Source organism: Streptomyces sp. NBC_01210 (assembly GCF_036010325.1).
Lineage (GTDB): Bacteria > Actinomycetota > Actinomycetes > Streptomycetales > Streptomycetaceae > Streptomyces.
In genome coordinates this window covers 7,769,678-7,792,784 of the sequence record NZ_CP108549.1, presented here as the reverse complement: position 1 = coordinate 7,792,784, position 23,107 = coordinate 7,769,678, and the positions used below count along the sequence as shown (strand labels likewise).

Here is a 23,107-nt window from a genome sequence, read left to right as displayed (position 1 = left end):
GAACGCCCCGAGGAAAGGAATCCGTCAATGAGCAAGACCCCTGAGGAGGTCCCGGTCCTCGTCGTCGGAGGTGCGGTGACCGGATTGTCGACCGCGGTCTTCCTCGGCTGGCACGGGATACGTTCGCTGGTGGTCGAGCGGCACCCGGACACCCTCAGCCACCCGCGTTCGCGTGGTGTCAATCCGCGTACGGTCGAGCTGTACCGGCAGGTCGGGCTCGAGGACCGGTTGTGGTCGGAGGCTAGCCTCGCAACGGACTTCAGCAAGCTGCTGATGATCCGTGCCGAGACCCTGGCGGGACAGGAGATCTTCAGCGGTCCGACCGACCAGCCCGACCCGAGCGGTTCGGTCAGCCCCTGCGAGTGGGCGCCGATCGACCAGGACCGGCTGGAGCATCTGCTGCGCGAGCGCGCCGGGGAACTCGGCGCGGAGCTGGCGTTCTCCACCGAGCTGGTCTCCTTCGAGCAGGACGACAGCGGCGTCACCGCCGTCCTGAAGGACACCGGCACGGGGGCCGAGCGCACGGTCCGTGCCAAGTACCTGGTGGCGGCGGACGGCAGCCGCAGCCCGATCCGTAACACGCTGGGCATCGAGTCCGACGGGCCGGGCGAGTTCGCCACCACCGTGTCGGTGCTCTTCGAGGCCGATCTGAGCAAGGCAGCCAGGGGCCGTCCCGTCGGGGTCTGCTACCTCGACAAGCCCGCGCCGTCGACAATCCTGTTCGCGCACGACGGCAGGAAGCGGTGGATCTTCGCCACCGGGATGCCGCCCGGGGACACCCTCGACGACATCACCGAGGAGAAGGCCGTCGAGCTGGTGCGGGCCGCGATCGGAGAACCCGATCTCGAGGTCGGGATCATTGCGCAGCTGCCGGCCGGCGGGGCGAAGTGGCTCAGCTTCGTCATCGGCGCGCAGGTGGCCCGCGACTACCGTCAGGGCCGGGTCTTCCTGGTCGGTGACGCGGCCCATCTGGTGCCGCCCACCGGCGGGTTCGGGGCCAGCCTGGGCATCCAGGACGCGAACAACCTCGCCTGGAAGCTCGCGGCGGTCCTCGACGGTGAGGCCGGTCCCGAGCTGCTCGACACGTACCAGGCGGAGCGCCATCCGGTCGCCTGGATGACGCTCCAGCAGGCCCTGGGAATGATGCAGGAGCGTACGGGCGACGAGGGGGAGGGCCAGGACCAGGCGGACGCCTACGGCACCACGGTGTTCGGCTACCGCTACAGCCCCGGCCCGCCCGTGTCGCCGCAGCAGCTCAGTGGGGAGCCGGGCACGCGGGCCCCGCATCTGGAGCTGGAGCGCGACGGGAAGAGCATCTCCGTGCTCGATCTGTACGGCCGGACTCCGGTGGTCATCACGGCCGAGGGCGGCCAGGCATGGGTGGATGCGGCGAAGGCCGTCGCCGACGACCTCGGCGTCACGCTCACCGCGCACCGGATCGGCGGTGCCGGGGCCGGGATCGTCGCACCGGGGAACGGGGTGGCCAAGACGTACGGCATCGAGGCGGGCGGCGCCGTCCTGGTCCGCCCCGACGGGTTCGTCGCCTGGCGCTCGGCGGGCTCCGTCGCCGATCCGCAAGGTGAACTGGCCGCCGCAGTGGGCCAGTTGCTCTCCCGTACCACCTGATCGCCCCAGCTGGTACGTGGGAGGGCCGGCACCCCTGTCCGGGGTGCCGGGCCCTCCCTTCGTCGTCCCAACCCCGGAAAGGCACCTGTCATGGCTACTGTTCCCCGCACCGTGCTGGTGACCGGCGGCAATCGAGGACTGGGCCTGGCGGTCGCGGCCCTGATGCACGCTCAGGGCCATCGCGTCGTCGTCGCCGCGCGTGACGAGGAGGCGGCCCGCAAGACCGCCGCCGCTCTGGGCGACGGCGCGTCCGGCGTCGCCCTGGACATCACCGACCCGGACTCCGTGGCACGCGCCGCCGCCGGAACGGGAGCTGTCGACATCCTGGTCAACAACGCGGGCGTACAGCTGGACTGGGGCAATACGCCCTCCGCGATCCCGCTCAATCTGGTGGAGCGGACCCTGGAAGTGAATCTGCTGGGGTCCTGGCGTGTCGCGCAGGCGTTTGTGCCCGCGATGGTGCGGCGCGGCTGGGGCCGGGTCGTCAATGTCTCCAGCGGCACCGGCACGTTCACCATCGGCATCGCCGCGCAGTGCCCCGCGTACTCGGTCTCCAAGGCCTCGCTGAACGCCCTCACCGTCATGCTGGCCAAGGAGACGGAGGGCTCGGGCGTCCTGGTCAACGCGGTCAACCCCGGGCTCGTACGCACCCGTATGCGGCCGGAGGCCGCACAGTCCCCCGAGGCCGCGGCCGAAGCCGTCGCCCGTGCGGCGACGCTCCCCGACGACGGTCCTTCAGGGGTTCTCTTCCGCCGGGACACCGTCGTCGGCTGGTGAGACTCGACCGCCGACGAGTCCCGACGCACGACGCCCGCGGGCCCTGACAGCACGCTGTCAGGGCCCGCGGGCGTCCCGGTGTCAGGGCCGGGTGTCGAGGAACGAGGTGTCGTGCTTGCCGTCCCGGAACACCGGGTCGGCGATGACCTCCCGCAGCAGCGGGATGGTGGTGTGCACCCCGGGGCCGGCGATGCGGAACTCGGCCAGCGCCCGGTCCATCCGGTCCAGCGCCTGGTCCCGCTGGGGCGCCCAGGTGATCACCTTGGCGAGCAGCGAGTCGTACTGCGAGGGCACCCGCCAGCCCGCGTAGCCGTGGGTGTCCACCCTCACGAAGGGGCCGCCGGGCGGCACGAACTCCTCCAGCGTGCCGGGACAGGGCGCGAAGTTGCGGGCCGGGTCCTCGGCGTTGACCCGGCATTCGACGGCGGCGCCGCGCGGGGCGAGGTCCTCCTGGCAGAAGCCGAGGCTCTCCCCCGCTGCGACGCGGATCTGTTCGCGTACGAGATCGACCCCGAACACCGCCTCGGTCACCGGATGTTCCACCTGGATACGGCAGTTCATCTCCATGAAGGAGAAGCCCTCGTCGTGGACGAGGAATTCGAAGGTGCCCGCGCCGGTGTAACCGACCGCCCGGGCGCCGCGCACCGCGGCACGCGCCATCGCTGCCGTGAGTTCCTTGTGCAGGCCGGGTCCCGGACTCTCCTCGATGAGCTTCTGGTGCCTGCGCTGCACAGAGCAGTCGCGTTCGCCGAGGTGCAGAACCGTGCCATGGCCGTCCGCGAGTACCTGGACCTCGATATGGCGTGCGCTGTCGCAGAAGCGCTCCAGGTAGACCCGGTTGTCGCCGAACACGGCCTGCGCGGTGGCGCGGGTCTGGCGGTAGGCGGGAAGCAGTTCGCTCTGCTGGCGTACCACGGTCATTCCGCGCCCGCCGCCGCCCGCCGCGGCCTTGATGATCAGCGGGAAGCCGATCCGGCCGGCGAGGTCGGTCGCTTCGGCGGCGCTGTCCACCGTGCCGGGGCTGCCCGGCAGTACGGGCAGTCCCGCGTCCGTCATCAGCGCCCTGGCCACGGCCTTGTCCCCGAGGCGGGAGAGCACTTGAGGCGGCGGGCCGATGAATACCAGTCCGTTGTCGGCGCAGATCTCGGCGAAGTCGGGGTCCTCGGAGAGGAAGCCGTAGCCGGGGTGGACGGCGTCGGCCCCGGTGCGCAGCGCGGCCTCGATCACCGCGGGCGCGGAGAGGTAGCTCTTGCGCGGCATACCGGGGCCGATCTGCACCGCGATGTCGGCGGCCCGTACGTGTGCGCTGTCCTTGTCGGCGGTGGAGTGCACCGCGACGGTTCGGATGCCCATCTCCTTGCAGGTCCTGATCACCCGCAGCGCGATCTCGCCCCGGTTGGCGATCAGGATCGTGTCGAAGGCCATGGTCATCCCTCTCCGGCCGGGCTCACGGCGTCCTCGGGGTCGAGGAGCACCAGTGGCTGTCCGTACTCGACCGAGGTGCCGTCGTCGACGAGCACCTCGACCACCCGTCCCGCCCTGGTGGCCTCGAGCGGGTTCATCAGCTTCATCGCCTCGATGATGCCGAGTTGCTGGCCCACCTCGACACGGTCGCCGGGGCGGACGAAGGGCGGGGAGCCGGGTGAGGGTGCGATATAGAACGTGCCGACCAGCGGCGCGCACTCGTGGTATCCGTCGACCGACTCCTCATCGTTGGCCGGCGCGGCGGCGGGCTCGCGGGCGGTGGGTGCCTGCCCCTCCTCCCACTCCACCTCGATGCTGGCCGCACCCAGGGCCACCCGGACCCGGCGCGGGTGGCTGGTGCCGACTCGTACGACGTCCGCGATGCTGCGGCAGATATCGGTGAGAGCCAGCGCGCTGGTGTCGTAGTCCAGACCGGCGAGCGGATCGCCGGTCCTAGTGGTGCCGAGGCTCTCCTTGGTCACTTCGCTCATCGGTATCTCTCCGTAGAACCTGCCGTCGTATCTGCCGTCGTATGTACCGTTGCCGTGGGGCCTGGTCACGTCCGTGATTCCAGGTCGTGGGCCAGTCCGAAGGCCCGGAAGCGCCGTCGGCGCGAAGCCGGTGACGCGGTGACGCCGCGCAGCTCGCGGAGCGCGACGACGGCCGCGCGGCGCACGGCGTCGCTCATCGCGGTGGTGTCCTTGTGGCCGCCGCCCTCGGGCTCCGGGATCACTCCGTCGACCACGCCGAGGCGCAGCAACGAGGCGGCGTCCAGGGCGAGTTCGTCAGCAGCCACCGCCGCTTCGGCCGCGTTCTTCCAGAGGATCGCCGCACAGCCCTCCGGGCTGATCACCGAGTAGGTGGCGTTGGCGCACATCAGCACCCGGTCGGCCACGCCGAGCGCGAGCGCTCCGCCGCTGCCGCCCTCGCCGGTCACCACGGCCACCACCGGCACGGACAGCGAGCCCATCAGCCGCAGGTTCTCCGCTATGGCGTTGGACTGGCCCTTCTCCTCGGCGGTGAGGCCCGGATAGGCGCCAGGGGTGTCGATCAGGGTCACCACAGGAATGCCCAGCTTGGCGGCGAGCCGCATCAGCCGGGCGGTCTTGCGGTATCCGGCCGGTGAGGGCATACCGAAGTTGCGGCTGACGAGTTCGGCCGTGGTGTGACCCTTCTGATGGCCGATCACCATGACGGGCAGTCCGTCGAGGCGGCCGAGGCCGCCGACGATCGCCGGGCACTCCTCGCCCGCCCGGTCGCCGTGCAGCTCGACAAAGCCGTCCAGCCAGTAGCCGATGTGCTCGAGCGCCGTGGGCCGGCCGGCCTCACGGGCCAGCTGGACGCAGTCCCAGGCCGGGAGCTGGTCCAGGAGCTGGCTGTCGCGGACCACCGGGTCCTCCTCGCCTGCGCCCCAGTCGGGGCCCGGCTCCTCGGCCACGGCAAGCAGTCTGCTGAGCCGCGCGCGCAGTTCGGTACGCGGCCAGACATCGTCCACCAGGCCGTGTTCCAGGAGGAATTCGGCGGTCTGGAAGCCTGCGGGAAGCTGCTGTCCGATGGTCTGCTCGATGACCCGCGGTCCGGCGAAGCCCATCCGGGCGCCCGGTTCCGCGACCACCACGTCGGACAGCGTCGCGAAGGAGGCGGCTACCCCGCCGTACGTCGGGTCGGTGACCAGAGTGACGGTGAGCAGTCCGGCCTCGTCCAGCTCGGCCAGCGCATTGCTCGTCTTGGCCATCTGCATCAGGGAGAGCGCGCCCTCCTGCATGCGCGCTCCGCCGGACGCGGTGACGATCAGCAGCGGCACCCGGTCCTTCAGCGCGGTCTCGGCGGCCGTGGTGATCGCCTCACCCGCCGCCACCCCCAGACTGCCTCCGAAGAAGCGGAAGTCCATGACGGCGGCGACGAGCGGCCGTCCGTCGATCCGGCCGCGGACCACCAGCACGGCGTCCTGCTGCCCGGTACGGGCCCTGGCCTGCTGCAGCCTTTCCGCGTACGGCTGTTGGTCGACGAAGTCCAGTGGGTTGAGCTGGGTGGCCGGTACGGGCACCGTCTGTGTGCTGCTCGAGTCGAAGAGCTGCGCGATACGGCTGGGTGCGTCGAGCCTGGCGTGCGCCCCGCACTCCGGGCAGACCCGCAGCAGACGCGCGTAGCGCTTGCCGTAGACCAGTGAGCGGCAGCCGGAGCAGGAGACCCATGCCACCTGCTCGCCGGCGGTGGCGTTGGCTGCGGGTTGAACCGTGGTGGTCATCTCTTACTAGCCCTTCAGTAGGCCGCCTCTACCTCGTAGATGCCGAACGGCACGGCGAGCCGGGAGTCGCGGTACGGGCGCAGAGGTGCCGTGTCCTCGCGGTGTCCGGCGCCCTCTTCCCAACGCCGGAACGCGGCCAGATCGGCCCAGCGGCTCACGACGACGAGCGAGGTGGGGTCCAGCGGTGAGCGCAGCAGCTCGTTGCCGAGCATGCCGGGCACTTCCGCCAGTCGCTTGCTGACCAGGTGGTACGCGGCGCGTACCGCCTCCAGCTGCTCGTCGTCGTGGGCCGCCTGGTGGACCAGGACCCGTACCTCACGCGGCATGCGCGGAGGCCTTGCCCTGGATGTGCGCGACCACCTGCATGGTGTTGAACGAGCCCTTGCCGCGGTAGGGGTGGAGCCGTTCGCGGTGGGCGAGGTGGGCCTCGCTGGACTCGAACTCGCGGAAGCCGGGCTCGTCGGTCCAGTCGCTGACGATGAAGTAGACGCTCTCCTCGGCGGTGTCCTTGGACAGCCACTGGCCCAGGCAGGCGGGGTGGCCGGTGACCGCCTCGGTGCTGCCGCGCCAGGCCTTCTCGAAGTCCGCCTCGAGGCCCGGGTTGATCTCCATCCGCAGGAGTACCCGGAACGCGCCTTCGTTACCTGAGCTGTTGCGGTTGCTGTTGCCGTTGCTGTTGCCGTTGCTGTTGCCGTTGGTCATCAGGAGATCCCCCCGTCGACGCCTATGGTGGCCCCGGTGACGTACCGGGACAGATCGCTGGCAAGCCAGAGGATCGCGCCCGCCACCTCCTCGGGGGTGCCGAGCCTGCCCAGCGCCGTCTTGGCGCTGTACCGCTCGATCATCAGCTTCTGCTGCTCCGCCGGCATCTTGTGCAGGTTCTCGGTCTCGATGACGCCGAGTGCGACGACGTTGAAGCGGATGCCCTTGGAGCCGAACTCCTTGGCCAGGGACCGGTTCAGACCGACGATGGCCGCCTTGGTGGTGGTGTAGTGGGAGCGCAGCGGAATGCCGGCCTCGACGGCCTTGGAGCCGATGGTGACCACCGAGGAGCCCCTGCGCAGCAGCGGCAGGGCGTTCTGGATCACCAGATGGGATCCGGTGATGTTGGTGTCGATGATCCGCCGCCACTCGTCGAACGGCAGCTCCGCGTACGGGATGTGGCTGATGGCGCCCGCGTTGTTGACCACGAGGTCGAGGCGCCCGTAGTGCGCCTTGGCCTGCGCCAGCAGCGCGGTGACATCGGCCGGATCGGCGACGTCAGCCTTGACGACATGGTGGTCGCCGCCCGTCTCCTTGAGTTCTTTCTCGAGCGATGTGACGGCGTCGCTGGAGTTCTGGTAGCAGGTCAGGACATCGACGCCGGCCTGGGCCAGCGCCCGTACGATGCCCCGGCCGACTCCTCGGGTGCCGCCGGTGACCAGGGCTTTCTTGCCCGCAAGGCCGAGATCCATGGTTCTCCTCCGGAAGAGTTCAGAGCAACAGTGCGAGGGCACAGCAGTTGGCGAGCAGCGCAAGCACGGTGAGCACGCTGCGCCGCTGGTTCCAGGCGCCCCAGTTCCAGCGCGGGTCATTGGCCTCGAAGTCGTCCGGCAGATTGTCCGGATCGAGCGTCTGTACCCACTTGTTGACCGGGACGTTCTTGGTGAGCGAGATGGTGACGGTGGCGGCCGCGAGCACGGCGCCGGTGATGAACAGGGCGCGGACCGCCTGGCCCGGGGCGATCAACGCCAGTACGACATCGCCGATCAGTGTCCCGAGCAGGCACAGCGGCATCGCCGGGTCGTAACGGGTGGCGAAGAAGGAGTGCGCGTGCACATAGCGGTCGGCGGGCAGTGCGGCGAGCAGCGGCCAGCCGCCGAGCTGGGTGCCGAGGAGCACTCCGGCGGCCAGCCCGTTGACCAGGACGACCAGCGGGACCAGAAGGGCGATCACCTGATTCCTCCTAGCCCGCCGTGGTCCGGCGGGCGGCCTCGGCCTCGACCTTCTGCTTGATCAGGTTCATCTGGACACCGGTGTTGCGGTTGAGGTGCTCGGTCATACCGGCGTCGCTGGCCGGGGCCTCGGGCTTCATATGGAAGTCCTGCACCCAGCGCATGCGTACGCCGGCGTCCTCCTGGGTGTACTCCCAGTACAGGCGCATGAATTCGAAGGGGCCGGTCTCGACCCGGAAGGCCTGGACGGTCCTGGTCTCGGGGTCGGGGATGCGCTTGGAGACCCAGCTCCAGACATTGCCGTCCTCGTCCGGGTGCATGGTCAGCCGGAAGGTGATCTCCTTGCCCTCCTCCTCGAGCACCTCGACGGACGCGTACTCGCTGAAGAGCTGCGGCCAGGACTTCAGGTCATTGGTCAAGTCCCAGACCAGGCCCATCGGCGCGTCGATCACGATGCTGTTGTCGGTGTGTCCCGCCATGGCGGCCTCCTGCCGGTAGTCGGTGTGGCGCGGTGGTCAGTCGGCCCGCCCGAGGACGAGCGCGGCGTTGAAGCCGCCGTGCCCGCGGGCGACCACGAGCACGGTGCGCAGTTCCTGGTGGCGCGGTTCGCCGAGCACCAGGTCGATCTCGTGTCCGGGGGCGACCGCGGTGGGTCCCACGGTGTGCGGGATCACCTGGTCGCGCAGCGACAGCAGCGCGGTGGCGACGTCGAGGGGCGCGCCCCCGCCGTACAGCCGGCCGGTCAGTGTCTTGGGCGCGGTGACGGGGACGCCACGCCCGCCGAAGATCTCGGCGAGCGCCTCGGCCTCGGCCAGATCTTCCGCGGGCACGCCGACCGCGTCGGCGAACACCACGTCCACGGCGCCGGGTTCGAGCTGTGCGTCCGCGAGCGCGGCGGCGATGGTGCGGCGCAGCGACGGCGGGCGCTCGGAGCCGGGCGGCGGGTCGAAGCCGGCCGCGTAGCCGAGCACCCTGCCGTAGATCTTCTGCGCGCCGCGGGCCTCGGCGGCTTCTGCGCTCTCGACGATGAGCATCGCGCCGCCCTCGCCGGGCAGATAGCCGGATGCCTCAGTGTCGAAGGGCAGATAGGCGCGGGCGGGGTCCTGAACGGTGGAGAGATTGCCCGTGGACAGCTGCGCGGTGAGTCCGTACGGGCACAGGGAGGCATCCGTCCCGCCGGTGACGACGAGGCGGGAGCCGGTGCGGATCAGCCGTCGGGCCTGGCCGATGGCGTCAAGACCGCCGGCCTGCTCGCAGCAGATCACTCCGCAGGGGCCGCGCAGCCCGTGCCGGATGGAGACCTGGCCGGTGGTGGCGGCGTAGAACCAGGCGATCGACTGGTAGGCGCCGACCCACTCGGGGTTGTGCTGGTAGAGGTTCTCCATCTCGTGCTGGCCGAACTCGGTGCCGCCGGATGAGCTGGAGGTCACCACGGCCAGTTCGTACTCGGGCAGTTCGGCCGGGTTCACCTCCGCGTCGGCGATGGCCGCCTCGGCCGCGGACAGCCCCAGATGCGTCCAGCGGTCGGTCTGCGCGATCAGTCGGCTCGGCACCTGTTCCTTGGTGACGAAGTCCGGCACCTCACCCGCCAGCCGCACCGGGTACGCGGACGGGTCGAAGCGGCTGATCCGGCCGATGGCCGGTGTCCCGCCGAGGACGGCGGTCCAGTGCGCCTCGGCGCTCAGCCCGGTCGGCGCGACGACGCCGAGACCGGTGATGACCGGGGCCTGTGCTGTGGCAGCGCTCACCGTCAGCTCCTCCCGTACTCGACCATGCCCGGCCGGGCCAGCAGCATGGCGCTCTGGAAGCCGCCGAAGCCGCTGCCGACGCTGAGCACCACGTCCATCCGATGCTCCCGGGCGGTCAGCGGCACATAGTCCAGATCGCACTCCGGATCGGAGGTGCGCAGATTCGCGGTGGGCGGCACCACTTGGCGGTCCAGCGCCAGGGCGCAGGCCGCGACCTCTATGGAGCCGATGGCGCCCAGCGAGTGGCCGACCATCGACTTGATCGAACTGACCGGCACCTTGTACGCGTGGCCGCCGAGCGTGCGCTTGAAGGCGGCGGTCTCGTGCCGGTCGTTCTGCTTGGTGCCCGAGCCGTGCGCGTTGATGTAGTCCACGGAGGTCGGGGCGAGCCGGGCCCGGTCCAGCGCCACCTTGATTGCCTCGGCCATCTCTCGTCCGTTGGCCTTCAGGCCCGTCATATGGAAGGCGTTGCTGCGTCCCGCGAAGCCGACGAGCTCGCCGTAGATATGGGCGCCGCGACGCTCGGCGGCCGCCTTCTCCTCCAGGACAAGGACCGCCGAGCCCTCCGCGAGGACGAAACCGTCGCGGTCCTGGTCGAAGGGGCGGGAGGCGTGCTCCGGGTCGCCGTTGTTGGGCGAGGTGGCCTTGATGGCGTCGAAGCAGGCCGCGGTGATCGGGGAGAGCGGGGCGTCGGTCGCGCCGGTCAGCACGACATCGGCCGTCCCCTCCTCGATGAGCTGCGCGCCGTGCCCGATGGAGTCGAGTCCGGAGGTGCAGCCGGTGGAGATCAGGGCGACGGGTCCTTCCGCGCCCACCTCCCAGGCGACTTCGACGGCCAGGGTGCTCGGCACCATGTAGCCGTACAGATGCGGCACTCCATAGGTGTGGTCCACCAGCCAGTGCCGGCCGGCGTCGCTGAGCAGGACGTACTCCTCCTCGAGCCCCATGGTGCAGCCGACGGCGCTGCCGATGCTCACACCGATGCGCTCGGGCGGAGTGTTCGCGAAGTCGAGACCGCTGTCCTCGACGGCCTCACGCGCGCTGACCACCGCGAACTGCGCCGCGCGGTCCATGCGGCGGACCTGGCGCGGGTTCAGGCCGGCGGCCACCGGGTCGAAGTCGGCCTCGGCTGCCACCTGCGAACGGAAGGCGCTGGGATCGAACAGCGTGATCCGGCGGGTCGCGGTGCGCCCCGCGGAGAGCAGGCCCCAGAATGCCTCCCTGCCCACCCCGCCCGGCGCCACCACACCGATACCGGTGATGACGGCCCTACGGCTCACTGGGCACCGCCCACCTGGGGGTTGGACTCCTGCGGCCGCTGGACCTTCTCGGTGTCCACGTGCCCTAGTTCGGGGCGGGGCGCCAGAGGTGAGAGATGGAACGCGCCGCTCGCCGTCTCGGTGCCGGTGTTGACCAGCCGGTGGCGTACGCCGATCGGCACCAGCAGCGAGTCGCCGGGGCCGAGCGTGATCGGCTGGCCGTCCATCGTCATCTCCAGCTGGCCGGAGACGACATGCAGGAACTCCTCGGAATACGGGTGGTAGTGCTCGGTGACGAAGTCGCCCGGCTCCAGGGTCAGCACACCGCCGAATCCGGAAGTGCACCCCACTGTCCTGGGGCTGAGCGTCGTCCGGATGTCGCCGCCGCGCCGGGTGTTGGCCTCGACGTCGTCAGCGTGCACCCGCACGGTGCGCGTGATCTCGGTGGTCACTGCCCGCCTCCTCAACGACCTGGTCCGTCCAGTGGCTGGAACCGTCGCAGCCGTTCCTACAGACCGGCTCGAAGAGGCATTGATGTGCCTGCACCACGCCCCGGTGTACTCACGCTCGAGCCGACGGCGAGCGTTGTGACCTGCCATGGCGCGAGACACAGCACCCATCGAGGGAGCAGCCATGCCTTTCGCCGCCATCACGTACGACATCAAGGCCGGCTACGAGAAGGAGATCACCGAGATCTTCACCGGATTCCGCCGGGTGGGCTCCCCCGTCGTCAAGGGCGACGGGGGCGAGGAGGCCGCGCGGATTCTGGCCACCGCCGTCTTCATCCGCGACGACACCATGGTCCGCGTCATCGAGTACCAGGGGGATCTGGGCGCCATCGCCCGGCACATGGCGACGCAGCCGGGCGTGCGCGAGGTCGAGGAGAAGCTCGCCCCCTATCTGACCAGGCCACGTGCGACGGACACCGTCGAAGGCTTTGTCGCCACCTTCGAGCGGTCCCTGCTCACCTGCATGGCGCAGATGTCCGTACGCGACGCGACAGTCCAGTCCACGAACTGAGGGAGATTCCGTGCTGAACCGCAGAAGTCTGCTCAAGGCGGGTGCAGCGGCCGGTGTTCTGGCCGCCGTACCCGCCGGTCTCGTTCTCGGGGCGCAGCCCAAGCGCACCGTGGACGCCACCACCCCGTTCACCGTGCCGCTGAAGGTGTCGCCGCCGCTGAGGCCGGTCCGGCTTGCCGATTACGACCTGTACCGGCTGACGACACGGGAAGCGGATGTGGAGATCCTTCCCGGGACGACCTCCACGGTCCGTACGTTCAACGGCGCGCTGAGCCCGCTGATCGTGGCGCGGCGCGGACGGCCGGTGGTCATCGAGCAGGCCAATGCCCTGAACGTGCCGTTCTCCATGCATCTGCACGGTGGGCACGTCCCGGCGCACTCCGACGGCCACCCCAAGAACGAGGTGGCTCCCGGCAAGAGCCGGCTGTTCCACTACCCCAACAGCCAACTGGCCTCGACGATGTGGGTGCACGACCACTCGCACCACGCGCATGCGGAGAACATCTACCGCGGCGCCGCCGCCACCTATGTGCTCACCGACCCCGAAGAGGACCGGCTGCCGCTTCCCAAGGGGCAGTACGACGTCACGCTGCAGCTGCGTGACGCCAGGATCGAGGACAACGGCACGCTCGTGTACGACCTGCACGGCTTCCAGGAGCGGCCGACCTTTCTGGTGAACGGCTCGCCCAGGCCCTACTTCCGGGTGGCCGCCCGCAAGTACCGCTTCCGCCTGGTCAACACGTCCAACGAGCGGGCCTTCGTGCTGCGGCTCGGCGAGGGTGACGAGTTCACGCACATCGCCACGGACGGCGGTCTGCTGCCGGCCCCGGTGCCGAGCCGGATCCTGCAGCTGTGGCCGGCCGAACGGCAGGAGATAGTCGTCGACTTCTCCAAGTACCCGGTCGGTTCGAAGATCGTGCTGCAGACGATGATGACGTATCCCGGCGAGGCCCCCGAGGTGATGCGCTTCGACGTGGTGCGCGGCGCGGACGACCCGAGCAGTGTGCCGGGCCGGCTCCGGCCGGTGGCGGACCTCGGTACGCCGACGGTGGAGCGGCAGTTCGCGATGTCCTTCGATCCGCAGAGCCAGCAGCACCTGATCAACGGCAAGCCCTTCGACATCAACCGCGTCGACTTCCGTCCCAAGCTCGGCACCACCGAGATCTGGACGATCGAGAACAAGGACGTGGCATTCACCATCCCGCACTCCCTGCACCCGCATCTGGACCACTTCCAGGTCGTGGAGCGCAATGGCAAGCCGGCCGGGCCGAGCGAGGCGGGGCTGAAGGACACCGTCTCGGTAATGCCCGGCGAGAGTGCCCGGATAAAGATCAAGTTCACCGAGTACACCGGGATGTTCATGTTCCACTGCCATCTGATGGGCCATCTGACGATGGGCATGATGGGCCAGATGGAGATGGTGCACTGAGCGTAGGTACCGGCAGAACCGCCGCGGCGGTCACCGTGTCAGATCACGGTGACCGCCGCGGCATTGAGCGCGAGCGCGATGACGGCGAGCAGAGTGCGCAGCAGGTGCCAGCGGCGCCACAGCGGGCGCGGGTCCTGCCAGTCGGCCGGTAGCTCGTCCGGGTTCTCGACGGCTTTCACCCTGCGGTTGATCGGCACGTTGCACAGGTGCGAGACGGCGGAGACCCCGAGCAGCAGGACCGCGGCGGCGGTGAACAGGATCTGGGCGGCGCCGTCGTCGGCCATGACGGCGAGCGCCGCGGTCAGCAGCGTGGAGGTGAGGACGACAACCGGCATGGTCGGGTCCCAGTTGCGGCCCAGCAGTTTGTGCGCGTACACGTAGGTGCCCGTCTCCATGGCGAAGAGTGCCGGGAGCACGCTCAGCGCCACGGCGAAGAGCACCCCCGCGGTGACACCGCTGCCGAGGAGAACAGCTATCCCCAGCACCTCGGTCATGGCACTCAGGCCTGTGCCGGGTGGGAGTCGACGCTGAGCTGCGCGATGGACCGCATCGTGGCGTTGCGGAAGTACGCGGCGAAGCCGGCCGGTGAGGAGGTGTCACGCTCCTCGGCCAGATACGGCTGGAGCTTCTCCTCCAGGATGTGCACGCCCTTCTGGGTGGCCATATGGCGGCCGATGGCGGCGAAGTCGCCCTCGTAGTGGATGACGCGCACCATCACGTCGTCCTTGATGAACACTCCAGTGCCCAGGAGCCGTCCGGCGGCCGCGCCGTCCTCGCCCTGGTAGTCGGGGGTGTCGACCCGGGTGAAATGGGCGAAGATCTCCGCGATCTCGTCCTCGTGCCCGGGCTTGACCCGGTAGGTGATCGCTGCGTACGGCATCAGATTCCTCCATCGACGGTGATCGTGGCACCGGTGACATAGCGGGAGGCGTCGCCCGCCAGGAAGAGCACGGCCCCGGCCACGTCCTCGGGTCGGCCAAGACGGCCCAGAGCGGTCATCGAGGCGATCCGCTCCCGCAGTTGCGGCGGCAGATCTCCTCCGGTCTCGGCCTCGGTCACACCCGGGGCCACGGTGTTGACGCGGATGCCGCGCGGCCCGAGCTCCTTGCACAGCGCCCGCCCGAAGCCGACGAGGGCCGCCTTGGACGCGGAGTAGTGGGCGCTGAACGGCCGGCCGCGCAGGGCGACCGACGAGCCGATGTTGACGATGGACGCGCCCTCGCTGAGCTGATCGAGCACGGCCTGGGTGACCAGATAGGCGGAGGTGACATTGTGGTCGAACAGCCTTTGCCACTCCGCCGCTTCCAGATCGCCGAACTTGGCGTGGCCGTCGATGCCGACGTTGTTCACCAGGACGTCGAGCCCGCCGAGCTGCTCCTCGCAGGCCTCGGCGAGCTCTCTGGCTCCGTCAGCGGTGGTGACGTCGGCGCGTACGGTCAGATGACCGGCGCCGAACTCGCCCAGTTCCCGCACGAGCGACTCGGCGGCCTCGCCGTCCCTGCTGTGTCCCGCCACCACCTGTGCCCCGGCACGGGCGAAGGCCAGAGCCGTCGCCCGTCCGATGCCGCGAGTGCCCCCGGTGATGAGCACTCGCTTTCCGGCCAGACCCGAAGCGTTGGCATCTTCGGTGCTCATGCCGCCTCAGGAAGATTGACGTTGATCATCTTGAGCAGGATGCGCGGTGTCTCTGCCTCCACCACGGCGTCGTCGGAGAGCTCGACTCCGCGCTCGCGCTTGATGACTCCGGTCACCTGGAGCAGCGCCAGCGAGTCGTAGCCGAGGTCGATGAAGGGAACGTCCAGCACCGCGTCGCTGTCGAGGTCGATTCCCTCGGACTCTCCGGCGCATTCGCGGAGCTTGCCGGCAAGCTCCGCCAGGGTGAACTCGCTCACTGGATCCTTCCTCCTTCTTTGGTCCACACGTAGAAGGGCTGCGCCATCGCGTCCTTGGGCTCCCGCCAGTTCGGGTCGTACGGCGAGACGCACTCGGCGAGCCGGGTGTTGATGTCGTCGTAGAGGGGATGGCTGCGGGCCTGGTAGAGACGGGGGCTGATGTCGTTGTCGGCCTCGACGAGGTGGAAGTAGAGGTCGTGGAAGGTGAACAGCGACCGCCTCGCCACACCGATCATGTGGGGCAGCTCGCTCGAGTCCGACTCCTCGAAGATCTTGGCGATGTCGCCGGCTTTGCCCGGCTCCATCCGAGCCACTATGAGCGTCCGGTGTGCCACCGTCGGCCTCCTTCGTGGAATGTGCTGAGAAGCCCTGCGGTTGGCGGGCCTTCCAGAACCGTGACAGGCAGCACTGGAGCACCGCTTGACCCGTCGTCCAACTTTGCCCGCGGGGAAAGGAATTCATCGAGGTCCACGGCGCGGAACCGGTCGACGCCCGCGCTGCGCCACGCCACATCCTCCCGCACGGGCCGCGTCCGGTCGTGGAAGTAGACGGCTTCAAGACCGCCGCCGGGCACAGTGGCGAGCAGAGGGTTGGCCACCAGGAAATCGCGTACCCCCGCACTGTCCCGCGCGATGTGCAACCACGTCCCGAGATGGCGTACGGGGGTGGGCGCCGGCACGATCTCGGCGTTCAGCCGCATCTTGTACTGGACGATCGGGCGGGACAGGAACGGAGCGCCGCCGGAGAGGTCGACCGCGGCGACGTCATGCCGCCACGCCCAGTCGAAGACGAAGTACTCGGCGGCGATGAGGGCGCCCGCCCTGCGCAGCTCGGGGTCGGCGTCAAGCACTCCGGTGAGCCGGAAGCGCAGGGTGCGCCGTCGTGCGTCCCAGCGGCACAGTGCTCCCGCGATGCGCTCTCCGCCGGGGCCGCCGGCCCGTACGAAGAAGAGATGGCCCTGGCGCAGCAGGCACTCCCGCATCACGGTCGGGTCCTCGCTGACGGCGTAGGGGCCGTACCGGTCTCGCACGGTCGGCAGCAGCATCCGCCGGTGGAAGAAGTCGAGGTCTTCCTGGGTTCCGGCGTGTTCCCAACTCCAGCCTTCCACCCGCTGGTTGCGCCGGAATCTGTCCAGATTCCGGCGGCTGCGGCCGGCCAGCACGGTTGCCAGGTCGCCCCGGATCGGCACGATCTGGTGGACGCGGGCCGGCAGCAGCAGCGAGCGGTCGCTGGGCAGTGCGGCCAGTCGGCGGGCCGATGCGGTGACCATGACCAGCTCGGGTCCGGCGGCGGCCGGGGAGCCGGGGCTGCCGCTGTGGCATTCGATCTGGGCGAGCAGCCCTTTGCCGATCTCCTGCGGGCCGGTGTACGAGACGCCGGGTCCGCCGTCCGCGCCGTGGGTGTGCACGGATCTGCGGGGCAGGGCGGCGCGCAACTCGCCTTCGTACAGCCGCCGCAGCTGGGCCACGGCGGGCTCGGCGCTGTGCCGCCAGCCGTAGTCGGCCCGGGCGCGCAGCGTGCGGATCACCGGGTGCTCCCATCCGGTGCGGTCAGGACGAGAGAGGAGTTGTTTCCGGCGAAACCGAAGCTGTTGACGAGGCAGCTGCGGGGCGCGCCGGGCAGTTCACGGGGCCTGGTCAGCAGGCGTAGGGACCGGCCGGCCGCTTCCGGGGCGTCGAGGCCGGGCGTGCCGGGGGCCGTGCCGGTGCGCAGATAGCCCAGGGCAGCGGCGATTCCGGGGGCGGACGAGGCGTGCATGAGGTGGCCGATGCCGCCCTTGTGGCCGCTGACGGGGACGGCCTCCCAGCCGAGTGGAGCGCCCACGGCCTCGAGCGCGGCCAGTTCTACGGTGTCGCCCTGGACGGTTCCGGTGGCGTGGGCGTGGATGTAGCCGACGCGTTCGAGTCCGGCGTCGTCCAGGGCTGCACGGACGCAGTCACTGATGGCTTCCTCGTCCGAGGCGGCCGGGCTGCGGCCGTTCACGCGGGCGGCGGCGCCGGCGAGAACGGCCTGTGGTCGCACTCCGCGCCGGTCGGCGGCCGCCGCGGTCTCCAGCAGGAGTGCCCCGGCGCCCTCGCCGAGGCTGGTGCCGTCGCGGGCGGTGTCGAAGGGGCGGGCGCCGGTGGGGCTGAGCGCCCCGGTGATGGCCATGCCCGCGTATTCGTAGGCGTTGAGTACGCAGGTGCCGACGACGAGGGCGGTCGTGCCGCAGCCGGAGCGCAGCCAGGTGCGGGCGTAGTCGAGGGCGAAGGAGACGGAGGCGCAGGCCTGGGAGAGATAGACGGTCTCGGCGCGCGGGGAGATGCCGGGCAGGTCTGCGGGCGAGGGGCCGGCGAGCTCGTCCCGTCCCCAGCGTGGCGCCGCGCCGTCACCCGCGCCTTCCCTCGCGTCGTCGGCCTTCGGAGTCTGACCTACCGTCACCACCAGTGTTCCGGGGCCGAGATCGGCCAGAGAGGCCTCGCGCATTGCCTGGCCGGTGGCGACCCGGGCCAGGAGGCTGCGGCGGGAGCCGTGCCGCTCGTCGCTCCCCGCGCCGTCCGCCATGGCGACCGGCGCGGTCACCGTGCGCTCGAAGCCTGCGGCGGCCAGGGCGGCGTGCGGGCGCAGCGCCCGGGATCCGGCCAGCAGTCCGCTCCAGAAGGCGCCGGTGCCGCCGCCGTAGGCGGTGATCAGGCCCATGCCGGTGATGACAGTGTCGGGTGTGGTTCGTGGGGCCATCAGCGCGCTCCTCCCGAAGTGGCGGCAAGCCGGCGCAGCCGCTGCCGGTCGGCCTTGCCGCCGGGCAGCCTCGGCAGGGCGCCGACCTGGATGACGCGGGGCCTCAGCAGCGGCGGCAGACCCTGATAACAGCGGGTGCGCAGTGCCCGTTCGCTCGGCGGACGCCCGGGGTCGGCTGCCTCGACGAAGGCGAACACCGAGTCGCCGTGGGCTTTCTGCGTGGGCACGCCGACCACTACGGCGTCGGCGACCGCCTCGTCCGCGCGCAGTACGTCCTCGATGGTGGCCGGTGCGTGGTTCTCGCCGAGCACGATGATGATGTCCTTGAGCCGGCCCAGCACGCTGAGGTAGCCGTCCGGGTCGAGCGCACCGGTGTCCCCGGTGCGCAGCCAGCCGTCACCGGGCAGCGCGTCCCCGGTCGCGTCCGGGCGGCCGAGATACCCGGTCATCAGTCCTGGTCCGCGGACCAGGACTTCGCCGGTGTCGGGGGCGATACGTACGTCGGTGCCGGGCAGGGGCCTGCCGACCGTGCCCGTACGGGAGTGCGCGGCCGAGGACAGGGCCACATTGGGGCCCGCCTCGGTGAGTCCGTAGCCGTCGTGCACGGGTGCTCCGACGACGTCGAGGAAGTGCGCGGCGACGGTGGCGGGCAGCACGGCGCCGCCGCAGCCCCGTACGGTCAGCGCCCTTAGCCCTGCGCGCAGTACGGGGTCGCACTCGGCGGCCTTGGCGAGCAGCGTGTAGAGGAAGGGCACACCGTCCACCGAGGTCGTACGGCGGCCTTTCACATCGGCGGCGACCGCCTCCGGACGCAGCACGGTGTGCAGATTGAGCTCACCGCCGAACCGGCGCCAGATGCCGAACACACTGAATCCGTAGGCGTGGTTGAGCGGCAGCGGCAGCAGCAGCGCGTCGTCGCCGTCGATGCCGAGATGGCGGGCGGTGGCCTCGGCCTGGTAGCCGAGTGCGGACCGGGACAGGACGACCGCTTTGGCGGTGCCCGAACTGCCGGAGGTCCAGAACACCGCGCCGGTGCCGGGGGCCGGTGGTTCCACGGGCCGGCGGGGCGTCGCCGTGACGACGGGGGCGAGCTCGCCCCCGTTCGGTGCTGCGACGGCAACGACCTGCGGTGGCCAGTGCTGTACGGCGGCCGAGTGGCCGCGCAGGAAGAGGGGCACGTGCAGCCGCTCGGCGGCGAGCGCCGTGACGATCACGGCGGGGCCGGTCGTCGCGTCGACTCCCACGGCCAGGGGCGGGCGGCCGGTCGGGGGCCCGATTTCACGGCTCAGGGCCTTGGCGGTCCGCTCGACCGCGGTGCCCAGCGCGGTGGGGGTGATGAGGTCCCCGTCGATGACAAGGGGACCCGGAGCTGCGTTCATATCAGGTCTCCCGCGTCTTCTCCGCCGGTCAGGAACAGCCGCCTGACGCCGGGCGGCACATCGTCGTCGGGGACCTTGATACGTACGAGGGCGATACACCCCGACGCGGCGGCATCCCGGGCCCGGCGGAGCGCGGCGGGGATGGTGTCTGCGCCGTCCGGCGACTCGACCTGCCCGCCGAGGCCGCGTACCACGTCGTCGACGGGCAGTGGCCTGGCGAACCGGGTCAGCCCCGTGGGCGCGTCCAGTTCGTGGCGCAGCAGCCGGGGCCAGCCGTAGCCATGGTTGTCGAATACGACCAGGACGAGACCGAGGCCGAGTTCGGCCGCGGTGGGCAGGGCGTCCAGGCCCATCTCGGCCCCTCCGTCGCCGCACACCACGACGGTCGGGCGGCCCGCTGCGGCGAGAGCGACTCCCGGCGCGGCGGCGGTGCCGAAGCCGAGCATCGTCTGCTCGCCGGGGACCACGGTCCGGGCGCGCGGCCCGACCCGGTGGACCGGCCAGTGGTACGACCAGATGTCGTTCATGCCGTTGTCGTGGACGGTGGTGGCTTCCGGGAAGATCTCGGCGAGGGCGTGCAGCGCGGTACGGGCGGGCGAGTCGGCCCGGTCACCGTCGGCGGACCAGCTCAGCTGTGCCGCTCGGCGGGCGTGTGCCGCAGTCCGAAGCCACTCCTCCCGTTCCCGGGTGCGCTGCGGCAGCAGCCCGGCGAGCAGCGCCACGGTGGCGGCAGCGTCTCCGAGCAGCGCGGCGGCGGGCTCCACCACGCCCGCGCCGAACGCCGCCGGGTCGCTGTCGATCTGCACCAGCCGGACCGACTCCAGGGTGTCCCAGCCTAGGCGGGCGGTCTCCTCGAGCCGGCTGCCCACGGCGAGCACCGTGTCCGCGCCGCACTGGACGGTCTCCAGCGGCGGCGTCGCGTAGAGGCCAACCGAGCCGCAGACCAGCGGGTGGTCCTCGGGGACGGTGGAGCGGCCCGCCGCGGTCGTCATCACCGGCGCTCCCCAGCGCTCGGCGAGCGCGAGGGCGGCGGGTCCCGCCGCCGCCGCACGGGCGCCGCCGCCGAGGAGCAGCAGCGGGCGTTCAGCCACGGCCAGAATCCCGGCGGCGCGCCGCAGTTCGGCCTCCTCCGGTACGGAGCGCAGCCGCCGTACGGATCCGTAACCCGGCGGCGCATCGGCGGGGATCACGGCCTCGGTCACTTCGTGGCCGACCTCGACGACGCTCACCCCGGGCCGCCCGTTGACCGACATATGGACGGCTCTGCGCAGCGCCCAGGCCAGCGTCCCCGGGTCCTGGACCCGCAGATACGTCGTGGTGAACGCGGCAGCCAGGGCCGCCTGGTCGACGTCCTGGAAGCCGCCGCGGCCCAGCCCCTCGGCGGGGATACGCGTGGTCACCACGACCACCGGCGCGCACAGCGAGTCGGCTTCGATCAAGGCGGTGACGGCGTCGCCGAACGGCGGTCCCGCGCCGAGGGCCAGCACCACGGGCCGGCCGGTGACCACGGCATGGCCGATCGCCATACAGGCTCCGGCGCGGTGGGCACGTACCCCTACGGCGCGCAGCTTGGGGTGTGCGTCGGCCGCGTCCAGCAGTCCCGGTTCGTCGGTGGGCAGTCCGAAGACGGTCTCGCAGCCCGCGTCCGCGAGGCAGCCGGCCGCCTGTTGCCAGGCGGAGGGGATGCCGCTCATGTCCCTGCCCCCTCGCCCCGTGCGGCACGCAGCAGCACGCTGTCGAGGGCGTTGACGTCGAGGTCCTCGGCGAGGGTGCGTACGCCGGTCGTGGCCGCGCCGCTCCGCCCGATGAGCCCGGCGACCGCCACCACGCGCTCCCGGCCGGCGACTTGACCGTGGACCACCTCGCAGACCACCGCGGCGGGCACGCTGCCGCTGCGCACGGCGGCCGTCGCCCAGCGCAGCGCGCCCGCGCCCGCGCCGCCGGGCGTCACCAGGGCGTAGCACGGCGCGGCCCACCCCTGCTCGACGGTGAACCGGCCCAGCAGCAGCGAGGGTTCGAGCGCCAGGGACACCGAGGGCCGCAGCCGCCGCGCGGTGTCCTCGCACTTCGTCACATACTCGGCGACGACATGCAGGCAGTGGTCTGTCGCGGCGAGCACGATGGGCGCAGCGCGCGGCGGCGGATCCGACTCGGCCACCAGAGCGGCAAGGACACGCGTGACAAGTTGTACGGTTCCCGGTCCCGGCCTCCCCGCGCCCGCCACCAGCGCCCGCGCAAACCCCGCCTGCGCGCCCGTGTGGGTGTCGTACGCCTGGGTCGCGACGCTCACCGCAGCGGTCCGGTGATGACGGACTGCCGCAGGCCTGCCTCCGCCGACAGCAGCAGCGGCCGGCCGATCAGCCGCCCGTCGCGCCGGATGCTGCTGGCGTGCACGCCGTAGCCGCCGAACGGCTGGTTGCCGTCCTCCGCGTCCAGTGTGGTGGCGTTGCGGCTGATGACGCCGGTGCCCAGGGTCTCGCCCGTCAGCCGGGGCTCGCCCAGCGCCGAGACATACATGCCCCGCTCCAGCTCCTCGGGGCTGCGGGCCCACTCGCGGAGCATCTCCGGGTCCTCGTACGGCACGATGCAGAAGACCGGCGAGAAGAGCTCCGGCGGGTGAAAGTCCACACCCTCCGGGAACACCAGCAGCGAGGGTTCGACCAGCATCCGCTCCAGGTCCACCTCGCCGCCGCTGACCACGTGGTCGGCGTTCTCGGCGAGGAACTCCGCCGCGCCTTCGGCGGCGTCGTCGTAGACCAGCGGGGTCAGTACGGTGTCGGGCCAGCTGCGCGCGCCCACGGTGAGTACGGACAGTTCGGCGCGCAGCTGCTCGACGATCGCGTCGAGCCGCAGCCGGTGCACGAAGATGACATCCGGGCACAGGCAGTCCTGGCCGGAGTTGTAGAGCCGGGCGCGAAGGATGGCCCGACAGGCGGCACCCGGGTCCGTACGCGGGCCGACGATCAGGGGGTTGGGCCCGGAGCCCATGACGAGGAACAGTGGCCGGTCGCCGACGGACCTCATCACGGCATGGGCGTTGGAGGGCTGACCGGTGAAGACCACCGCGTCGGATCCCGAGCAGATCGGCTTGAACTGCCGCTGGGAGACGTCGACCATCTTGATGCGCTGGGCGAGATCCGGGTCGAGACGGCTGCTGATCAGCTTGTGCACGGCATACGCGGTGTCCCGAATACGCGCCGAGGGACGGATGATCACCTCGTCGCAGTAGAGCGCGGGGATCAGGCCGAACAGCGCGTACGAGTAGAGGATGTTGTTCGACGGCAGGAACACCGAGAGCCGCGACAGCTGGGGCGGGCAGTTGCGGGCCAGCTCCCAGGGCGCTCCGGTCAACGCCCCTACGGAACGCAGTAGTTCATCGCGGGCACTGCTGTAGGTGGCGACCCGTGTCAGCAGCGACAGCAGGTCCGCGCGGCAGGTCAACAGGGCGGAGGCGGACCTCATCGCCTTCTCGTGCGCGGCTTCGAGGTTGGGCCAGGTGCGGGTGAACGACTCCAGAACGGGCATGGACGGATGGCTCATCGAGCTGTCTCCTCGCGGCACAGGGATGTCGGGGCGGGACCGACGGGAACCGGTGGCGGCCGGAGGGTCTCCA

26 protein-coding genes are annotated in these 23,107 nt (G+C 70.8%); 4 read left to right on the top strand and 22 right to left on the bottom strand.

Annotated features, from left to right (window positions below):
- Positions 1 to 27: 27 nt before the first annotated feature.
- On the top strand, positions 28 to 1,626 hold the full coding sequence (locus tag OG735_RS35170) for an FAD-dependent monooxygenase (RefSeq protein ID WP_327327173.1): 1,599 nt from the start codon (positions 28 to 30) through the stop codon (positions 1,624 to 1,626).
- A gap of 90 nt (positions 1,627 to 1,716) precedes the next feature.
- On the top strand, positions 1,717 to 2,403 hold the full coding sequence (locus OG735_RS35165; protein WP_327327172.1) for an SDR family NAD(P)-dependent oxidoreductase: 687 nt from the start codon (positions 1,717 to 1,719) through the stop codon (positions 2,401 to 2,403).
- Between the two features lie 81 nt (positions 2,404 to 2,484).
- Here OG735_RS35165 and OG735_RS35160 read toward each other — a convergent pair whose 3' ends face one another.
- From OG735_RS35160 to OG735_RS35110, 11 genes are read right to left on the bottom strand one after another with little or no spacing between them, the layout of a single operon-like run.
- Positions 2,485 to 3,834 (bottom strand): acetyl-CoA carboxylase biotin carboxylase subunit, encoded by a 1,350-nt coding sequence (locus OG735_RS35160; RefSeq protein ID WP_442812543.1) that lies wholly within the window; start codon positions 3,832 to 3,834, stop codon positions 2,485 to 2,487.
- Positions 3,831 to 4,427 carry an acetyl-CoA carboxylase biotin carboxyl carrier protein gene (locus tag OG735_RS35155; protein WP_327327170.1) on the bottom strand — a complete coding sequence of 199 codons (597 nt, stop codon included), beginning with the start codon at positions 4,425 to 4,427 and terminating at the stop codon, positions 3,831 to 3,833. Before OG735_RS35155 ends, OG735_RS35160 begins: the two co-directional genes overlap by 4 nt.
- On the bottom strand, positions 4,424 to 6,115 hold the full coding sequence (gene accA / locus OG735_RS35150; RefSeq protein ID WP_327327169.1) for an acetyl-CoA carboxylase carboxyl transferase subunit alpha: 1,692 nt from the start codon (positions 6,113 to 6,115) through the stop codon (positions 4,424 to 4,426). Before accA ends, OG735_RS35155 begins: the two co-directional genes overlap by 4 nt.
- A gap of 14 nt (positions 6,116 to 6,129) precedes the next feature.
- Entirely contained in the window at positions 6,130 to 6,441 is a 312-nt protein-coding gene (locus OG735_RS35145; protein ID WP_327327167.1) for an antibiotic biosynthesis monooxygenase family protein, read from the bottom strand.
- Positions 6,431 to 6,817 carry an antibiotic biosynthesis monooxygenase family protein gene (locus OG735_RS35140; protein ID WP_327327166.1) on the bottom strand — a complete coding sequence of 129 codons (387 nt, stop codon included), beginning with the start codon at positions 6,815 to 6,817 and terminating at the stop codon, positions 6,431 to 6,433. Before OG735_RS35140 ends, OG735_RS35145 begins: the two co-directional genes overlap by 11 nt.
- Positions 6,817 to 7,569, bottom strand: coding sequence for an SDR family NAD(P)-dependent oxidoreductase (locus OG735_RS35135; RefSeq protein WP_327327165.1), 753 nt, complete (start codon positions 7,567 to 7,569; stop codon positions 6,817 to 6,819). Before OG735_RS35135 ends, OG735_RS35140 begins: the two co-directional genes overlap by 1 nt.
- Before the next feature lie 19 nt (positions 7,570 to 7,588).
- A complete protein-coding gene (locus tag OG735_RS35130; protein WP_327327164.1) occupies positions 7,589 to 8,050 on the bottom strand; it encodes a DUF1772 domain-containing protein in 462 nt (153 codons plus the stop codon).
- 10 nt (positions 8,051 to 8,060) lie between these two features.
- Positions 8,061 to 8,528: an SRPBCC family protein gene (locus OG735_RS35125; RefSeq protein WP_327327163.1), complete on the bottom strand. Its 468-nt coding sequence runs from the start codon at positions 8,526 to 8,528 to the stop codon at positions 8,061 to 8,063.
- Positions 8,529 to 8,564: 36 nt separating this feature from the next.
- A complete protein-coding gene (locus OG735_RS35120; protein ID WP_327327162.1) occupies positions 8,565 to 9,797 on the bottom strand; it encodes a ketosynthase chain-length factor in 1,233 nt (410 codons plus the stop codon).
- A 2-nt stretch (positions 9,798 to 9,799) separates the two neighbouring features.
- Positions 9,800 to 11,077 carry a beta-ketoacyl-[acyl-carrier-protein] synthase family protein gene (locus OG735_RS35115; protein ID WP_327327161.1) on the bottom strand — a complete coding sequence of 426 codons (1,278 nt, stop codon included), beginning with the start codon at positions 11,075 to 11,077 and terminating at the stop codon, positions 9,800 to 9,802.
- Positions 11,074 to 11,508 (bottom strand): cupin domain-containing protein, encoded by a 435-nt coding sequence (locus tag OG735_RS35110; RefSeq protein WP_266538673.1) that lies wholly within the window; start codon positions 11,506 to 11,508, stop codon positions 11,074 to 11,076. Before OG735_RS35110 ends, OG735_RS35115 begins: the two co-directional genes overlap by 4 nt.
- 181 nt (positions 11,509 to 11,689) lie before the next feature.
- On the opposite strand from OG735_RS35110, the gene OG735_RS35105 reads away from it, so the two are divergent.
- Positions 11,690 to 12,076 carry a SchA/CurD-like domain-containing protein gene (locus OG735_RS35105; protein ID WP_327327160.1) on the top strand — a complete coding sequence of 129 codons (387 nt, stop codon included), beginning with the start codon at positions 11,690 to 11,692 and terminating at the stop codon, positions 12,074 to 12,076.
- A gap of 10 nt (positions 12,077 to 12,086) precedes the next feature.
- A complete protein-coding gene (locus OG735_RS35100) occupies positions 12,087 to 13,505 on the top strand; it encodes a multicopper oxidase family protein (protein ID WP_327327159.1) in 1,419 nt (472 codons plus the stop codon).
- A 38-nt stretch (positions 13,506 to 13,543) separates the two neighbouring features.
- Here OG735_RS35100 and OG735_RS35095 read toward each other — a convergent pair whose 3' ends face one another.
- Genes OG735_RS35095 through OG735_RS35045 form a run of 11 tightly spaced genes read right to left on the bottom strand, consistent with a single transcriptional unit; the run spans position 13,544 to position 23,034 of the window.
- Positions 13,544 to 13,999: an anthrone oxygenase family protein gene (locus OG735_RS35095; protein WP_327327158.1), complete on the bottom strand. Its 456-nt coding sequence runs from the start codon at positions 13,997 to 13,999 to the stop codon at positions 13,544 to 13,546.
- A 5-nt stretch (positions 14,000 to 14,004) separates the two neighbouring features.
- Positions 14,005 to 14,385, bottom strand: a complete 381-nt coding sequence (locus OG735_RS35090) for a SchA/CurD-like domain-containing protein (protein ID WP_327327157.1) — start codon at positions 14,383 to 14,385, stop codon at positions 14,005 to 14,007.
- A complete protein-coding gene (locus tag OG735_RS35085; protein ID WP_327327156.1) occupies positions 14,385 to 15,140 on the bottom strand; it encodes an SDR family NAD(P)-dependent oxidoreductase in 756 nt (251 codons plus the stop codon). The genes OG735_RS35090 and OG735_RS35085 overlap by 1 nt, the downstream gene beginning before the upstream one ends.
- Positions 15,137 to 15,397 carry an acyl carrier protein gene (locus OG735_RS35080; RefSeq protein WP_327327155.1) on the bottom strand — a complete coding sequence of 87 codons (261 nt, stop codon included), beginning with the start codon at positions 15,395 to 15,397 and terminating at the stop codon, positions 15,137 to 15,139. The genes OG735_RS35085 and OG735_RS35080 overlap by 4 nt, the downstream gene beginning before the upstream one ends.
- On the bottom strand, positions 15,394 to 15,732 hold the full coding sequence (locus tag OG735_RS35075; RefSeq protein WP_327327154.1) for a TcmI family type II polyketide cyclase: 339 nt from the start codon (positions 15,730 to 15,732) through the stop codon (positions 15,394 to 15,396). The genes OG735_RS35080 and OG735_RS35075 overlap by 4 nt, the downstream gene beginning before the upstream one ends.
- Positions 15,711 to 16,925, bottom strand: coding sequence for a hypothetical protein (locus OG735_RS35070; RefSeq protein ID WP_327327153.1), 1,215 nt, complete (start codon positions 16,923 to 16,925; stop codon positions 15,711 to 15,713). The genes OG735_RS35075 and OG735_RS35070 overlap by 22 nt, the downstream gene beginning before the upstream one ends.
- Entirely contained in the window at positions 16,922 to 18,115 is a 1,194-nt protein-coding gene (locus OG735_RS35065; RefSeq protein WP_327327152.1) for a beta-ketoacyl synthase N-terminal-like domain-containing protein, read from the bottom strand. Before OG735_RS35065 ends, OG735_RS35070 begins: the two co-directional genes overlap by 4 nt.
- Positions 18,115 to 19,494, bottom strand: coding sequence for a class I adenylate-forming enzyme family protein (locus OG735_RS35060; protein WP_327327151.1), 1,380 nt, complete (start codon positions 19,492 to 19,494; stop codon positions 18,115 to 18,117). Before OG735_RS35060 ends, OG735_RS35065 begins: the two co-directional genes overlap by 1 nt.
- Positions 19,491 to 21,188 (bottom strand): thiamine pyrophosphate-binding protein, encoded by a 1,698-nt coding sequence (locus OG735_RS35055; RefSeq protein WP_327327150.1) that lies wholly within the window; start codon positions 21,186 to 21,188, stop codon positions 19,491 to 19,493. The genes OG735_RS35060 and OG735_RS35055 overlap by 4 nt, the downstream gene beginning before the upstream one ends.
- Positions 21,185 to 21,784, bottom strand: a complete 600-nt coding sequence (locus OG735_RS35050; protein WP_327327149.1) for a hypothetical protein — start codon at positions 21,782 to 21,784, stop codon at positions 21,185 to 21,187. The genes OG735_RS35055 and OG735_RS35050 overlap by 4 nt, the downstream gene beginning before the upstream one ends.
- Entirely contained in the window at positions 21,781 to 23,034 is a 1,254-nt protein-coding gene (locus tag OG735_RS35045; RefSeq protein WP_327327148.1) for an aldehyde dehydrogenase family protein, read from the bottom strand. The genes OG735_RS35050 and OG735_RS35045 overlap by 4 nt, the downstream gene beginning before the upstream one ends.
- Between the last annotated feature and the right edge of the window lie 73 nt (positions 23,035 to 23,107).

What these genes read in the sequence shown, in the direction of transcription:
- OG735_RS35095 (WP_327327158.1), bottom strand. Translation starts at nt 13,999, where the DNA reads ATGACCGAGGTGCTGGGGATAGCTGTTCTCCTCGGCAGCGGTGTCACC.
- OG735_RS35060 (WP_327327151.1), bottom strand. Translation starts at nt 19,494, where the DNA reads ATGAACGCAGCTCCGGGTCCCCTTGTCATCGACGGGGACCTCATCACC.
- OG735_RS35170 (WP_327327173.1), top strand. Translation starts at nt 28, where the DNA reads ATGAGCAAGACCCCTGAGGAGGTCCCGGTCCTCGTCGTCGGAGGTGCG.
- OG735_RS35160 (WP_442812543.1), bottom strand. Translation starts at nt 3,834, where the DNA reads ATGACCATGGCCTTCGACACGATCCTGATCGCCAACCGGGGCGAGATC.
- accA (WP_327327169.1), bottom strand. Translation starts at nt 6,115, where the DNA reads ATGACCACCACGGTTCAACCCGCAGCCAACGCCACCGCCGGCGAGCAG.
- OG735_RS35045 (WP_327327148.1), bottom strand. Translation starts at nt 23,034, where the DNA reads ATGAGCCATCCGTCCATGCCCGTTCTGGAGTCGTTCACCCGCACCTGG.
- OG735_RS35090 (WP_327327157.1), bottom strand. Translation starts at nt 14,385, where the DNA reads ATGCCGTACGCAGCGATCACCTACCGGGTCAAGCCCGGGCACGAGGAC.
- OG735_RS35165 (WP_327327172.1), top strand. Translation starts at nt 1,717, where the DNA reads ATGGCTACTGTTCCCCGCACCGTGCTGGTGACCGGCGGCAATCGAGGA.
- OG735_RS35145 (WP_327327167.1), bottom strand. Translation starts at nt 6,441, where the DNA reads ATGCCGCGTGAGGTACGGGTCCTGGTCCACCAGGCGGCCCACGACGAC.
- OG735_RS35135 (WP_327327165.1), bottom strand. Translation starts at nt 7,569, where the DNA reads ATGGATCTCGGCCTTGCGGGCAAGAAAGCCCTGGTCACCGGCGGCACC.
- OG735_RS35085 (WP_327327156.1), bottom strand. Translation starts at nt 15,140, where the DNA reads ATGAGCACCGAAGATGCCAACGCTTCGGGTCTGGCCGGAAAGCGAGTG.
- OG735_RS35055 (WP_327327150.1), bottom strand. Translation starts at nt 21,188, where the DNA reads ATGAGCGGCATCCCCTCCGCCTGGCAACAGGCGGCCGGCTGCCTCGCG.
- OG735_RS35125 (WP_327327163.1), bottom strand. Translation starts at nt 8,528, where the DNA reads ATGGCGGGACACACCGACAACAGCATCGTGATCGACGCGCCGATGGGC.
- OG735_RS35140 (WP_327327166.1), bottom strand. Translation starts at nt 6,817, where the DNA reads ATGACCAACGGCAACAGCAACGGCAACAGCAACGGCAACAGCAACCGC.
- OG735_RS35105 (WP_327327160.1), top strand. Translation starts at nt 11,690, where the DNA reads ATGCCTTTCGCCGCCATCACGTACGACATCAAGGCCGGCTACGAGAAG.
- OG735_RS35065 (WP_327327152.1), bottom strand. Translation starts at nt 18,115, where the DNA reads ATGGCCCCACGAACCACACCCGACACTGTCATCACCGGCATGGGCCTG.